13 protein-coding genes and 3 pseudogenes are annotated in these 13,004 nt (G+C 67.8%); 5 read left to right on the top strand and 11 right to left on the bottom strand.

From position 1 onward, the window contains the following. Both IEY91_RS39840 and IEY91_RS39835 read left to right on the top strand, forming a co-directional pair. A pseudogene (locus tag IEY91_RS39840) lies at positions 1-522 on the top strand (hypothetical protein); the annotation flags it as partial. A gap of 180 nt (positions 523-702) precedes the next feature. Further along, positions 703-939 carry a twin-arginine translocase TatA/TatE family subunit gene (locus IEY91_RS39835; RefSeq protein ID WP_189177675.1) on the top strand — a complete coding sequence of 79 codons (237 nt, stop codon included), beginning with the start codon at positions 703-705 and terminating at the stop codon, positions 937-939. A 30-nt stretch (positions 940-969) separates the two neighbouring features. Here IEY91_RS39835 and IEY91_RS39830 read toward each other — a convergent pair whose 3' ends face one another. The 3 genes from IEY91_RS39830 to IEY91_RS39820 form a co-directional block, all read right to left on the bottom strand. Beyond that, positions 970-1,557, bottom strand: coding sequence for a TerD family protein (locus IEY91_RS39830; RefSeq protein WP_189177674.1), 588 nt, complete (start codon positions 1,555-1,557; stop codon positions 970-972). 44 nt (positions 1,558-1,601) lie between these two features. Next, complete coding sequence (locus tag IEY91_RS39825; protein ID WP_189177673.1) at positions 1,602-2,234, bottom strand: hypothetical protein; 633 nt, start codon at positions 2,232-2,234, stop codon at positions 1,602-1,604. Positions 2,235-2,352: 118 nt separating this feature from the next. Continuing rightward, positions 2,353-2,928, bottom strand: a complete 576-nt coding sequence (locus IEY91_RS39820) for a TerD family protein (RefSeq protein ID WP_189177672.1) — start codon at positions 2,926-2,928, stop codon at positions 2,353-2,355. 210 nt (positions 2,929-3,138) lie between these two features. Here IEY91_RS39820 and IEY91_RS39815 point away from each other — a divergent pair, with 210 nt between their 5' ends. Both IEY91_RS39815 and IEY91_RS39810 read left to right on the top strand, forming a co-directional pair. Then, positions 3,139-3,543 carry a BlaI/MecI/CopY family transcriptional regulator gene (locus tag IEY91_RS39815; RefSeq protein ID WP_229697688.1) on the top strand — a complete coding sequence of 135 codons (405 nt, stop codon included), beginning with the start codon at positions 3,139-3,141 and terminating at the stop codon, positions 3,541-3,543. A 6-nt stretch (positions 3,544-3,549) separates the two neighbouring features. Next, on the top strand, positions 3,550-4,485 hold the full coding sequence (locus IEY91_RS39810) for a M56 family metallopeptidase (protein WP_189177671.1): 936 nt from the start codon (positions 3,550-3,552) through the stop codon (positions 4,483-4,485). 451 nt (positions 4,486-4,936) lie between these two features. Here the strand turns inward: IEY91_RS39810 and IEY91_RS39805 are convergent, their stop codons facing one another. From IEY91_RS39805 to IEY91_RS39785, 5 genes and pseudogenes are all read right to left on the bottom strand, one after another. Further along, positions 4,937-5,293, bottom strand: a complete 357-nt coding sequence (locus IEY91_RS39805; protein ID WP_189177670.1) for an STAS domain-containing protein — start codon at positions 5,291-5,293, stop codon at positions 4,937-4,939. A 192-nt stretch (positions 5,294-5,485) separates the two neighbouring features. After that, positions 5,486-5,794, bottom strand: a complete 309-nt coding sequence (locus IEY91_RS39800) for a DUF6221 family protein (protein WP_189177669.1) — start codon at positions 5,792-5,794, stop codon at positions 5,486-5,488. Between the two features lie 3 nt (positions 5,795-5,797). Next, positions 5,798-6,193: pseudogene (locus tag IEY91_RS39795) on the bottom strand (ATP-binding protein); the annotation flags it as partial. A gap of 315 nt (positions 6,194-6,508) precedes the next feature. Next, a pseudogene (istA, locus tag IEY91_RS42210) lies at positions 6,509-7,531 on the bottom strand (IS21 family transposase); the annotation flags it as partial. 460 nt (positions 7,532-7,991) lie between these two features. After that, positions 7,992-8,183, bottom strand: coding sequence for a hypothetical protein (locus IEY91_RS39785; RefSeq protein ID WP_189177668.1), 192 nt, complete (start codon positions 8,181-8,183; stop codon positions 7,992-7,994). Positions 8,184-8,445: 262 nt separating this feature from the next. Here IEY91_RS39785 and IEY91_RS39780 point away from each other — a divergent pair, with 262 nt between their 5' ends. Further along, positions 8,446-9,819, top strand: coding sequence for an LCP family protein (locus tag IEY91_RS39780; protein WP_189177667.1), 1,374 nt, complete (start codon positions 8,446-8,448; stop codon positions 9,817-9,819). An 85-nt stretch (positions 9,820-9,904) separates the two neighbouring features. On the opposite strand, the gene IEY91_RS39775 is transcribed toward IEY91_RS39780, so the two are convergent. From IEY91_RS39775 to IEY91_RS39765, 3 genes are all read right to left on the bottom strand, one after another. Continuing rightward, positions 9,905-10,360: a tellurite resistance TerB family protein gene (locus IEY91_RS39775; protein ID WP_189177666.1), complete on the bottom strand. Its 456-nt coding sequence runs from the start codon at positions 10,358-10,360 to the stop codon at positions 9,905-9,907. 133 nt (positions 10,361-10,493) lie between these two features. Beyond that, positions 10,494-11,501, bottom strand: coding sequence for a sporulation protein (locus IEY91_RS39770; protein WP_189177665.1), 1,008 nt, complete (start codon positions 11,499-11,501; stop codon positions 10,494-10,496). A gap of 353 nt (positions 11,502-11,854) precedes the next feature. After that, a complete protein-coding gene (locus tag IEY91_RS39765; RefSeq protein WP_189177664.1) occupies positions 11,855-12,823 on the bottom strand; it encodes an alpha/beta hydrolase in 969 nt (322 codons plus the stop codon). Positions 12,824-13,004 lie beyond the last annotated feature (181 nt).

The following is a 13,004-nucleotide window of genomic DNA, read 5'->3' as shown; positions in this document are numbered from 1 at the left end:
ATCCGCATCCTTCCCTGGCCCTCCGCCGCCGCCATCGGCCTGGGCCTCCTGGACGCCCTCGACCTCTACGACCCCGTACGGGAACGCACCCAGCGCGGCGAACGCCTTCATCCCACCCAGCACCAGCGCGTCACCGACGCCTTCGCCACCGACCGCCGCAAACCCCTCTGGAACGAGAACGGCAAGGAACTCAAGCCCCAGCTCTTTCCCCACCAGCTCTCCGAATGGCTCGGCATCACGCTGGCCACAGAAGGCCGCGCCGCCCGCCTCCTCTTTTCCCGAATCACACCCGCCACCACCCCGGCCAGGACCGACGAAGCCAGGCATGTGAACGCGGAGGATCTGTTCACCGGCGCCACCGAAGACCGCTACCCCGACGTCTTCGGCCTCCTGCCCGAGGAACAGCCCACCCCCGAGCACTCCCTCAATCTGCTGCGCCGCCTGCCCCGCCACAGCGTCAGCCTGTCCCATGAGGTGAAGGACAACACGACCTTCCTCACCGAACTCCTCGCCACGGCCTGAGCCATCTCCGCTCTGGCCCAGAGCCGTCCGCTGCGGTGAGGCTGGAAGACGGTCTTGATGGGAGGGTGCACCGGCAGAGACACTTCTACAGAACTGTAGATAGTGCGGTGGCGAAGTTTCGTGCCGTCTCGCATCCGCACCGGCACTTCGTCCCTACTCCGTCCTGGGAGCGCAGACCTGATGTTCGGCTTGAGTGAACTCGCCTTGATCCTCGTGATCGTCGCAGTAGTCGTAGGCGTCAAGAAGCTGCCAGGGCTGACCCGTTCAGCGGGTAGGGCGGCCCGCATCTTCAAAAGCGAGACCAAGGCGCTCAAGGAGAAGGACTCGGCCTCTGGATCACCCTCCGGCCTGGGGAATGTTGTCCCGGGCAACGTGGTGGAGCGCGAAGAACCCCGGCGTGCTCCTGACGGGATCTGACCATCGCTGCGTGGCGTGTATGCCCCGGAACTACAGGTGTTGGGCGATGGCGGGCATGAGGTCCTGGAAGGTGCGGCCTGCGGCCGGTTCGCCGATGGCCTTCATGTCCCAGCCGGACGCGGTGCGGTGGACCTTGGCCATGATCTGGGCGGTGTGGGTGCCGCCGCTGGTGAGGGTGTAGCGGGCCAGTTCTTGTCCAGTCGTCTCGTCGATCAGGCGGCAGAAGGCGTTCTGGACCTCGGTGAAGGTCTGGCCGGTGAAGGAGTTGACGGTGAAGACGATCTGGTCGACGTGCACGGGGACGCGGGCGAGGTCGACGAGGATGGCTTCGTCGTCGCCGCCCTGTCCCGCGCCGCCTACCAGGTTGTCGCCGGTGTGACGGACCGATCCGTCGTCGCTCGTGAGGTGCTGGAAGAAGACGACGTCGATGGGCTGTCCGTCGGCGAAGAGCACGGCGGAGGCGTCGAGGTCGATCTCGCCACGGCCGGTGAACTTCGCCATGAAGCCCTTGCGCGGGGCGGATTGCCAGCCAAGGCCCATGCGTACGGCGGTCAGCGCACTGCCGTCGGACTTGCTGAGGTTGATCTGCTGGCCCTTGGTGAGGTTCACGGATGTCATTGAGGCTGCCTTCTGTCGTGGGTTGAGGCCGGCTAAGTGTGGAGTCACTGCGGGTGGGGTGGGCTCGCGGAGAGCTGTTTGCGCAGGTAGGGGAGCATGCCGCGTTCCAGGAGCCCTTTCTGCCAGGCGTTGCGGGCCTGCTCTGCTGCTGGATTGCGGACGGTCAGGTACGGAGTTGATGTGACCCGTCGGCGTACCGCTGTGGCCAGGAGGCAACTCAGACCTACGCCTGCGCTGACCGCTGAGGCCACGGCGCTGATCCCTCCTGCGGTGACGAGCGAGACGGCCAGCTGGCCTTGAGGTGTGACCAGATGGAGGACGTACCCGAGGAACAGGAACCCGACGGCCGCACCGGCGGAGATGAGGGGGGCGAGCACGGCGAGGGCAGGCAGGAGTGCTCCGGCTCCCAGACTCGTTGCTGCTTTGGGCGGTTCGTCGTGACGCTGAGAGGCGGGGATCACCGCGACGCGGGCTCGCAGGTAGGTCTGGTATTCATCGGCGGCGGCCGCGGTGATCTCGTCGGCCGCCGCCCATGCCTGGGCCCGAAGCCGACGCCTGCCGTGCGCGGTCGGTGCCTGTTCCAGGGCGGAGCGGACGTCGGTGACATCCAGGGCCAGGTTCAGGACCCACGCGAAGTCCGCCCGGTCCTCCGGGCGCAGGTGCGGCGGGTGTGTCACATCTCTTCCCGGCGATGCTGGTGATGGCGGTGAGGTACCGCCTCGCGGCCTGCGGGTTTGTCTCCGCCGGGCCCGCCTCCCGGATCCACGGGCCCGGCGGAAACTTGCCGAGTGTGGCTCAGAGGGTGACGCCGAAGTCCTGGGCGATGCCCGCGAGGCCACTGGCGTAGCCCTGGCCGACGGCGCGGAACTTCCACTCGTCGCCGTTGCGGTAGAGCTCGCCGAAGACCATGGCTGTCTCCGTGGAGGCGTCCTCGGAAAGGTCGTAGCGGGCGATCTCCTGGTTGTCGGCCTGGTTGACCACGCGGATGAAGGCGTTGCGGACCTGGCCGAAGGACTGCTGGCGACTCTCGGCGTCGTGGATCGACACCGGGAACGTGATCTTGTCGATCTCGGCGGGTACGGCTGCGAGGTTGACCTTGACGACCTCGTCGTCGCCCTCTCCCTCACCGGTGAGGTTGTCCCCGGTGTGCTCCACGGAGCCGTCCGGGCTCTTGAGGTTGTTGTAGAAGACGAAGTGCCCGTCGGAAGCGACCTTGCCGGAGTCGTCGCACACCAGTGCCGACGCGTCCAGGTCGAAGTCCGTGCCGGTGGTGGTACGCACGTCCCAGCCCAGACCCACCAGAACGGCGGTCAGCCCGGGGGCCTCCTTGTTGAGCGACACGTTGCCGCCCTTGGACAGTGAAACTCCCATGCTCTTCTCCCCAGTTGAGTGGACAAGGGCCCGGTGCCACAGCCCTCGAGCGCTAGAATCTACAGCAATGTAGAAGACTTGGGGTGTGCGACGTGCGGCCCCCTACGGCTGAATTCAGCCTTGTTGACCACCGGTTGCCCGTCAACGGATCAGTACGATGTGGCGCGCGCTCCGGAAGCACGGAGGTGCCGCGGCTGAAGGGAGCTGAGCATGATGGACGGCGGACGCGGGCAACCTGGGCCACGGCATCGGCGGCGCGGGCAGGGTGAGCTGGAGGCGCTCGTCCTGTTCTCGCTGCGCCAGGCCGACGAGGCGGTGAGCGCGGCCTGGGTCAAGGACCGTCTTGGCGGTGACCTCGCGTACACAACCGTGATCACGATCCTCACCCGGCTGCTTGCCAAGGGCGCGGTGACCAGGGAGCGTGTGGGCCGGTCGTTCGTGTGGACATCGGCCTCCGACGAGGCAGGGCTCGCGGCGCACAAGATGCGCAAGGTGCTCGACGGCGAGCATGACCGAGAAGCGGTCCTCGCCAGCTTCGTCACGGCCCTGTCGTCGGACGACGAGCGGGTGCTGCGGGACCTGTTGCGCGACACCCATGCAGGGCGGGAAGACTGACGCCTCATGGGGGTCTTCATCTTTCTGCCGCTGGTGCTGCCGCTGACGGCCTGGCCGGTGGCACGTCTGGCCGAGCAGCGGCTTCACCCTCGCCTGGCGACACGGCTGTTGACGGGGGTCGCCGTGGTGATGGCGACCTGCAGCACCGTCAGCCTGGGCCTGCTGATGGTCGTGGGCACGGCGCAGCTTCCCGGCAACCCGCTGCCGGACGGCTGGTCGGACCCGGAGGTGCGCGAGGCCGTCCCGGGCGAGGAAGTCGTCGGCAAGGTGGCCATCCCCGTACTCCTCGTCGTGGCCATGGGGTGCGGACGCGCACTGTGGCGGCACCGCCGTGTTCACCGACAGGCCCACCAGGCGCTGGACGGGATGCGGGCTACGACGGTCGTCGTGCTGAGTGACGGTGTGCCGTACGCATACGCGCTGCCGGGCGGCAGGACGCGCGACCGGATCGTGGTGTCCGCGGGCCTGCTGTCCTGTCTCCAGGCGTCGCAGCGCCGGGCCCTGTTCGCCCATGAGCGGGCTCATCTTGCCGCCGGGCATCACCGGCACCTGCTGGCGGTGCAGCTGGCCGCCCGCGCCAACCCCTTCCTGCGCCCGCTGTGCACGGCCGTGTCGTACACCACCGAGCGGTGGGCCGACGAGGAGGCCGCCCAGACCGTGGGCGACCGCAGGACAGTCGCGGTCGCGATCGGCAAGGCCGCCCTGGTCTCCAAGGGCGCCCCGACCCCAACGCTCGCCGGCCTCGCCGGGGTGGGCCCGGTCCCGCGTCGCGTCGCGGCGCTGCTGGGCCCGGCGCCCGCCGCGCGCAACTGGCCCTCCCTGTTCACTTCGGTGGGGCTCGCGGCCTGGGCCGCGGCGGTGGGAACGGTCGCCTCGGCCATGTCCTCGGCCAACTCGGCGGTGACGATGATCCTCATCCTGCACGCGGCGACACCCTTGTAAGGCATCCCCCAGTCGTCGTGGTCGTCAGCACACAGCCCCAGGTCCTCCAAGCGAGCCAGTGCGGCGCCCGGTCAGTCGCGGCCCTTGAACCGTTGGAGCGCAGCCACACCCGCAGCGGCCAGGGCGACCTGGACCGCTCATTCGATCCAGCCGATGCCCTTGGTGTCCGACACGCCAAGACCAGCGGCGACACCGGTGCCGACCAGTGCCGCGGCGATACCGACGGCGATGGTCCACAGCATGGCTGTGTAGGTGTCAGGAGGCGTCTATCGGTGACTTCTGATGGCAGTGGTGGGGCTGAGCTGTGCTGGATATCGGTGAGAGTTGAAGTCGCTCATGCGTGCGGGAGCGGCAGTGCGGTCAGGCCGGTGTGGGTGAGCGCGATGCGGACTGGGTCGCTGGCGATCTCGGCCGTGGATCATGAGGGCCAGCCGACACTGCCGTGCTTGGGTCAGGCGCGGGCGCCCGCGCCGGGCTCACGCCAGGCAGCGTCGATGCTGGCGTATCGAGGGAACTGCTCCTGCAGCGCCATCAGGCGCAGCAGGCGGCTGATCGGAGCCTGGTCATAGACCACCCGTGTCCATCGGCCCGTGGCCCGGCTTCGGGTCCAGGCAACGCACAGGTCGCGCAGGGGGCTGCAGTCCATGAAGGTCACCCGGCTGAGGTCGACGATCAGCCAGTCGGCGCCAGTCGTGGCGGCCGTCCCGCGCAGCAGAGTGGCGAAGTCCAGCGTCGTGGCCAGGTCGAGTTCCCCGGCCGGGCAGACCACCCGACAGTTGTCCAGTTGTGTGGGCCATTGGTCTTCCACGCTGATCTATCTCCTCAGGGCACTACCGCATGAGCAAGGCCGTGCGGAGAAAGCCCGGGGCATAGAAGCCGCAGCCCCAGCCTAGAAGCGATTCCATGACGAGCGGGCGGGCCAACCTGACCTGGCCCCAAAACCTCACGCAACGCCCGTACTTGCCCGCGCAATGACGCTCGTTGCCACAATCGGGCCGTTTCACGGGTACCAGTTGTCCTGCCAGTCCGGGTGGAGTTCGAAGGGTGCTGCCAGTGCCTTCAAGGTCTGGAAGGCGAGTGTGGATTGGAGGGGCCATGCGATTCCGTTCCGGCGCTCGTTCGCGATGCGCTCTTCGCAGTGCGTGACGATGTCCCGCAGGATGAAGAGGTCGTGCAGGAGCTGGGCTCGGCAGGGGCAGCCGCAACCGCGCTGGCGATTGCAGGTCAGTTCGTGGAAGAGCTCGGCGTCCCGTCCTTGTTCGTCCAGCCTCTTGTGCAGGAACGAGGCGAGTTCGGTGAGGGTGTCCACGTGTCAGCTCGCGGTGGTGCGTTCGGCCTGGGCTTTGGCGTGGGCGAGGCGGAAGGAGTCGGTGCCCGTCTCGATGATGTTTCCGCCGAAGGTGCGCCGGTCGACGATGGCCGCGCTGAGCCGCGGATCGGTGAACGTTTTCGTCCATCCGCCGAACGATTCGCTGGAGGCGATCGCGACGCTGTTCTTCTCCTCGCGTTCGGTCAGGACCTGGAAGAGGAGTTCGGCGCCGCGTTTGTCGAGTTCCATGTAGCCGAGTTCGTCGATCCCCAAGAGACCGACGCGCCCGTAGCGGGCGATGGTCTTGGTGAGCTGCTTCTCGTCGGCGGCCTCGACCAGCTCGATGACGAGCTTGGTGGCCAGCACGTATTTCACCCGAAAACCCTTCATCGCAGTCAACGCGCCAACGCGCAGGGCAACAGCCAGCCCGGCGACCAGCTGCTCATGGCTCATGTGGCGGGCCAGCAGCAACACTTCGATCAGTGCCTTGGTGCCGTCCTTGTCGCCGTGTGCCGCTCTGGCCGCATCCCACCAGTCGTCGTGGACCGGGGTGAAACGGCCCGCTGAGCGGGCCTGTTCCAGCGCGGCGGAGCCGGGGAACGCGCCGGGCTTGCGGATCAGCGCCTCCAGGTAGTGGTCCAGGACCAGGCGGGAGCCGCCCTGGGCGCTCAACCTTTCGTGCCGGGCCACTTCCCGGCCGTCGTCGAAGACGACCAGCTCGGAGGCGTGCAGCAGCACCCGGACGGTTCTGCCGATCAGCCGGACCGGCACCGAGTAGCGGTTGTTGCGGACCGTGGCCTGTCCGTAGCGTTCGACTCTGGGGGTGAACCAGCGGCTCGTCTCGAACGGCAAGACCGGCAGCGGCTTCAGCCGTGGTTGTTCCAGGGCGAAGTACTCGCCGATCGTCTTCGGCCTGGAGCGGATGCGCCTGCGCTCGTCCTGCAGGTCCCACTGATCGACGAGTTCGTTGAGCTCCGCGAGCGTGGCGACCTTGGGAACGGGGACGAAGCGGTTGCGGCGGAAGTAGCCGATCTGGCCCTCCACTCCGCCCTTCTCATGAGCCCCTTCGCTACCGGGCCGGCAGTAGAAACTCTCGATGCCCCAGTGCGAGCGGAACGCGATCCGCCGCTCGGGCTCCGTGCGCTGCCGGGAAAAGCCCAGCACCTGGGCGACCGCCGCCTTCAAGTTGTCGTAGCGGACCTTGCCGCGCGGCGCCCCGCCCAGCACGTTGAGCGCGTGCACGTGCCCTTCGAAGAACACCTCCTGCCCGCAGGACGCGAACACCCGGTGAACCGCCTTGCCGGAATACCACAGCCTCAGCGAGAACAGATAGCAACGGGTCGGCTCCCCGGCGAGCACGATGCGGACGGCCCCGAAGTCGACTTCCGCCTCGTCCCCCGACGCATGGGCCTGCGGGACGAACATCTCCTCCGGCCCGCGGCCGGCCTCCCACCGGATCACCTTGCGCCGCCCCACCACATAGACCCGGACCATCGCATACGAGATCGCCGTCGCCGCGTGCTCGTCCAGCAGCCGGTCGAAGATCCTCTTGATCGTGTGCTTCTGCTTCGGCGGCGCGTCCCGATCCGCCCGCAACATGCCGTCGATCAGCGGCTTATAGGGATTCAGCCGCGACAGACGCGGCGCCTGCTTCTTACGGGGCTCGGGCCAGCTGGAGTCCAACGCCTTCCGGATCGTCCGCCAAGTCGACCCGTACCTGTGCTCCAGAGCCCCCACGACAGACCGGCACGGTGGGCACGGCGGATCGCCGCGTACAGCTCGACCTTGGACGTCAATATGCGCATTCCGGCCCCCAGCGGAAGAAGCACCCCGATCGTCCCACCGCAAGGCTCCAAGTGCCTTCAAAACTGGGTGACATCACCCTTCACGGTACGAAGCCGCCTCCCGAACCCAACGACAACCCCTCCCCGACTCACATACATAGCCAACAGCTTGCCGATCCGCTGGCGCCCGGGCAGGACCAGGCGTCCCAGAGCTCCGATGATCAGGCCGATCAGGATCGCGCTGATGACACCCGAGATACCCATCTCATCGTCCCTCTCATAGATGATTCGCCCTGTCACGCGGGACCGTCACTAAGGGCCTGCCCCACGTGCCTAGAGCGGCGGGCCAGTGTGCCCACTCGTCGTGTGACCCACCGGCCCGCAGTAGGTGGGGCGTTACTTCGTCGCGGCGTTCAGCGCGCCCAGCGCACGTACTCCAGCTCCGCCAGGGCTGCCACCGTCTCGATGCCGAACGCCTCTTGGAGCAACTCACCGTCACGGTCTGACACGCCCTTCAAGGCGGATACCGGCGCGGCGAGGACCTCCGTGAGCCCCTTGCCTACCCATGCCTTATCCACCACTTTGCCCAGATTGATCGTAGCCATGACGGACCTCCTGGAAGGCGAAGTCGGCACGGAACAGAGGCGCTCCTCTGGCTTCTACGCGAGTGTAGAAGTTCGCGGCAAGGGGCCACGCTACGCCGGGTATCGTCAACTCGCCGCCCATTAAGTTCACTTGATCTGCGGCGTGTGCGACACCTCGCCCGAGGTGGAGCGTTGAGCAGGTACCACTTTCTCTCCGCCTTAGTTTCTACACGGGTGTAGAGTTCGGCGCCCGACGGCCCCCCGAGCTGATTCTGGAGGCGGGATGGGACGGCACCGACGTGGCTCGCATGCCCGGAGATCCGCAGCCGGCTGGCGTCGTGGCCTGCACTGGGGCGGATGTACGTCCGCCGTGGTCCTGCTTGCGGCCCTGGGGGCCGGCGTGTGGGCCTATCAGGATCTGAACAGCAACATCCACGGCGCCGATGTCGACGCCAAGTTGGGCGGCGACCGCCCCGCCAATCTGAGCCCGGGTTCGAAGAACGTCCTGGTCGTCGGCTCGGACAGTCGTGACGGCGACAGCGCCGAGTACGGCAGGGGCCTTCAGAGCATGCAGTCGGACACGCTGATGCTGGTGCATCTCCCGGCCAGCCGGGAGTGGGCAACCGCCGTGTCCTTCCCGCGCGACTCATGGGTGAAGATCCCCTCCTGCGACCAAGGCGACGGCACCCATTCCGCCGCTCACCACTTCAAGATCAACGCGGCCTTCTCGCTCGGCGGGAGCACAGGCGACGTAGGCGGCGCGGCGGCCTGCACGATCAAGACCGTGGAGGCGAACACGGGCCTGCGTGTCGATCACTTCGTCTCCGTGGACTTCCAGGGCTTCAAGGGCATGGTCGACGCCCTGGGCGGCATCGAGGTCTGTCCGAAGCAGTCGATCCACGACAAGAAGGCCCATCTAGACCTGGAGGCGGGCTGCCAGAACCTACGGGGCGAGAAGGCGCTCGGCTACGTCCGCACCCGCTACAGCGTCGGCGACGGCTCGGACATCGGGCGCATCGGCCGTCAGCAGGAGTTCATGGAGGCCCTTGCCGAGAAGGCGCAGTCCAAGCTGGCCAACCCCAAGGCGCTGTACGGCTTCCTGCGGTCGGTCACCGAGTCGCTGACCACGGACAGGTCCCTGGCCGGGATAAAGCCCCTGTACGGGCTCGCCTCCGAGCTGAAGGAGATCCCCGGCGACCGGCTCACCTTCCTGACCGTTCCGAACTACCCGCGCCAGGCCGACTTCCCTGCCGACAAGGCGAACGTAGTGTGGCAATTCCCGCAAGCTGCCGAGCTGTTCACCGCTCTGGCCAGGGACGAGGAAGTCGGCCGGGCCGAGAAGAAAAGACTGGAGAGCGCGTCCAGGCACCCGGTGTATGCCTCGTCCGTTCGGGTGCGTGTCCTCAACGGGACGGACAGCCCTGGGCGCGCCGCGGATGTTGCGGAGCGGCTGCGTGATGCGGGCTTCACCGTCACCAAAACCGGCAACTCCCCAGCCGGTACCCGGATCACGCGGGTGAGCTACCCGGAGGGCATGGAGGAGCGCGCCGAGCAAGTCGCCTCCCGCCTCCCCGGTACCCGTGCTGCGCAGGAGGAGGACGCACCGCGCGGCCTGGTGACGGTGACGGTGGGCGAAGACTTTGACGGCGTGCGCTGACCCCCGCCCTGTTCCCGCCCCGGCACGTCCGGGACGGGTAGGGGCGTGCCGCAGCCTCACGGCCACGGCAGATGTGGGGCGCCCCTCAGAGGTCGAACTCGTGCGGCGGCAGGTCGAGCGTGTAGCACGCCTCCCGCACGACGGCCTGCTCGTCCTTGTCGAAGTCGCCGTCGGCGCCGCCGATGACGATGCCGATCTGGATCACGGCACGGGCCTCGGCGGGCTTCTTCTTCGCCTTGGCGATCTCCTGGAGCACGCTGACCTTGCCGAGCTGGAAGTCGGCGGCCAGCTGGTCGAGGTTCATCTCGAACCGACGCTGGAGGTCCTCGGAGGGGAAGTTGCGCAGCACCTCGTTGGTGAGGATGAGTTCGGTGACGCGTTGGCGCTCAGAGGGGTCCACCGAGCCGTCGGCGGCCGCGACCAGGGCGCACATCGCCATGCTGGCGTCCCGGAAGGCGCCGCTCTTCAGGTCGTTCTTCTTCGTCATGAGCTGCGTCTGCATCTGCGACGCGGATTCCTTGAGCCGGTCCCACAGGGCCATGCCTGCTCAACTCCATACGTGGTGAGGAGCGTCGTCCGGGCCGCTGGGAGCGCGGTCCGGACAACACCTAGCTTCTACAGCAATGTAGAAGCTAGCAGGAGTGTGCCCGGCATCCCCCTGGCGCGCTCACTGTTCACTCTTCCTCCGCTTCCTCCTCGCCCTCGAAGAAGTCTCCGACCTCGTCGACGACTTCGGCCGCGACCATGCCGCCGACGACACCCACGGCGAGCCCGGCCGCACCCGCGGCGACGGCAGTGCCCACACCGGGGCCCGAGCGGTGATGGCCACCGTGTCCGTGGCTGCCGGACCCATGCCCATGGCTATGCCCGTGGAAGTCGTGCCCGTAAGCGTCGCCGTGCCCGTACGACGCCCGGTGCTCGACCATCTGGCGCACCCAGCCGTCGACGATCGTGTTCCAGTCCTGGTCCTCGGCTCCGTCGCAGGCGACCCTGAAGCGGGTGACCGCGTCGTGGCCGGAGGAGAAGTGGCCGCCGCGCTTGTCGGCTTCCAGGACGACCTCCATTTCGTCGCGGTGGGCGAGGAAGGTCACCTCGATCTCGCTGAGCGCGTGCGCGTATTCGGGGGAGACGGCCAGTTCGACCTCCTGGTAGAAGGGGAGTTGCTGGCCGGTGCCGCCGATGTGGCCCAGCTCCAGGTCGGCGGTTTTGAAGCCGAAGCCGAGCTGGCCGAAGGCTTCCAGGATCGCTTCCTGGACGGGCAGTGGTGCGATGGACAGCGCGTCCAGGTCGCCCTTGTCCTTGGCGCCCGCCACCGCCAGTTCGGTGCGCACGCCCAGGACGATGCCCAGGTGCTGTCCGTACAGCTCGGTGATCGGCGTCTCCCAGGGCAGGGTGATCGCGAACGGCTCGCTGTGCTGCTGGCCCTCGCCGAGCCGGAAGCCGCCGCCGACGATGAACCGGTCGAAGGCCACATACCCCTCGCGCTCGCCGCCGTCGTGCTCGGCCTCCACGCGCGCCACCAGTTCCAGGGTGATGTGCTCGACGTTGACGTCGGTGCTGCCGCCCTGGAGGTTCACCTGCCCGCGCAGCGTCCCGCCGGGCCGGACGGCACCGGGCTTGAGGACCGTGTCCACCGAGGGGCCACCCACCCCGAGTGATCCGAGCAGTCGCTTGAACACCATCGCGGCGTTCACTCCTTACAGTTGATCGACGAGTCGTCAGGAACCCTCATCTACAGGGCTGTAGAAAGAGGATAGGGCGGACTGGCCCGGCCGTGGGCACGCGGCGTGAACACGTACTCCTGATGACGTACGCGGGGTGCGGATCGGCCCCCCTGTCGTTCGGCACGCACCCCCTCCCAGCCCCGTTCTCCCGCGCCCGCATCGCATCGTGTGGCCCCTGTCCCGCACCGCCACCTGTTGCTGTTCGGTTGTGCCGTCGGAGGTTTCCCACGCGCGGATCACTGGCGCTCGGCGTCTGGCCCGCCAGGCTCGTGGTGGAGTCCGGCGGGCCCGGGGCAAGTGCTGTGCAGGAGTCAGGCCAGGGCCTTGATCCACTCGGTGATGGTGTCGGCGTACTGCTGCGCCATCGGTTCGTGCATGGTGTGCGGCGCGTCGAGCGGGGTGAAGGTGACAGGCTGGCCGGTGGATTCGAGCAGGCGGCGGGCCTGGGCGGCCTGGATGTCGGTCATCGCGCCCATGAGCTGGCCCGTGTCCGGGTCGGTCATGTGGAAGTGGTGCGTGAGCAGCACCGGGGCCTTCACCTGGGCGAGCATCGTGGCGTGATCGCAACCGGCGTTCGCGGTGTCGTCGGCCCACGACTGGGCCCATTCCGGGTCGTACTCCTTCAAGTGCTGCACCGGGGTGGGGGACGCGCCGGCTTCGGGGTTGCCTTCGCCCATCATGAAGCCGATGCCAGGGTGCAGGAATGCGGGCAGCTCGTGCGGGGCGGCCTTGACCATGCCGGCCCAGTCTCCGATGGACCACTGGGGGCCGAGCCACTTGGCCCACAGCGCGAAGATCGGTCCGAGGGTCTGCATCATGCCGGGCCCGTACGGCGGGGCGGCCTGGGAGGAGAGCAGCGGCGGGTCCTCCAGGATCACGCCGCGGACCAGGCCGGGCTTGCCGTAGGCGGCCACCCAGGCGGTGATCACTCCGCCAGAGGAATTCCCCGCCACGATCGTGGGGCGCTGGATCACCAAGTCGATGAACCGCTCGACGTCGGCTCCCCAGATGTTGAGGTTGTAGCGGCCGGGGGTCCAGGTGGAGCGCCCCTGACCGCGCAGGTCGACGGCGAACACCTGGAACTCGGAGCAGAGCAGCCCGATCGCTTCCTCGTAGCCCCACCAGGACTCACCCTGCGCGGGGATCAGCAGCAGCGCGGGGGCGCTCGGGTCGCCCTCGGCGATGTAGTTCATGCGGATCTCGCCCAGGTCCACCAGCTGCTCGGTGAAGCGGTGCGGGACGAAGCTGTCCGCGCGGTCGGCGGCCTCGGACATGCCCATGTCGTACTCCTTGCACAGTGGCCGACAGCCCCGAGGTGAGCGGGGCCACCAGCTGTCATCCTTCCTTCGAGCCGCCTGATCGGCGACCCGGCAACGACCGTAGGTCGGATATCGGTCAGGTACGGTCCTCAATCCTCGTCGAGATGGCATTCCTTCCCATGACGCGTTCGAATCTCCACGC

The sequence above is a fragment of the Streptomyces lasiicapitis genome, assembly GCF_014646335.1.
Taxonomy (GTDB): domain Bacteria; phylum Actinomycetota; class Actinomycetes; order Streptomycetales; family Streptomycetaceae; genus Streptomyces; species Streptomyces lasiicapitis.
This window is presented reverse-complemented; position numbering and strand designations above follow the sequence as displayed.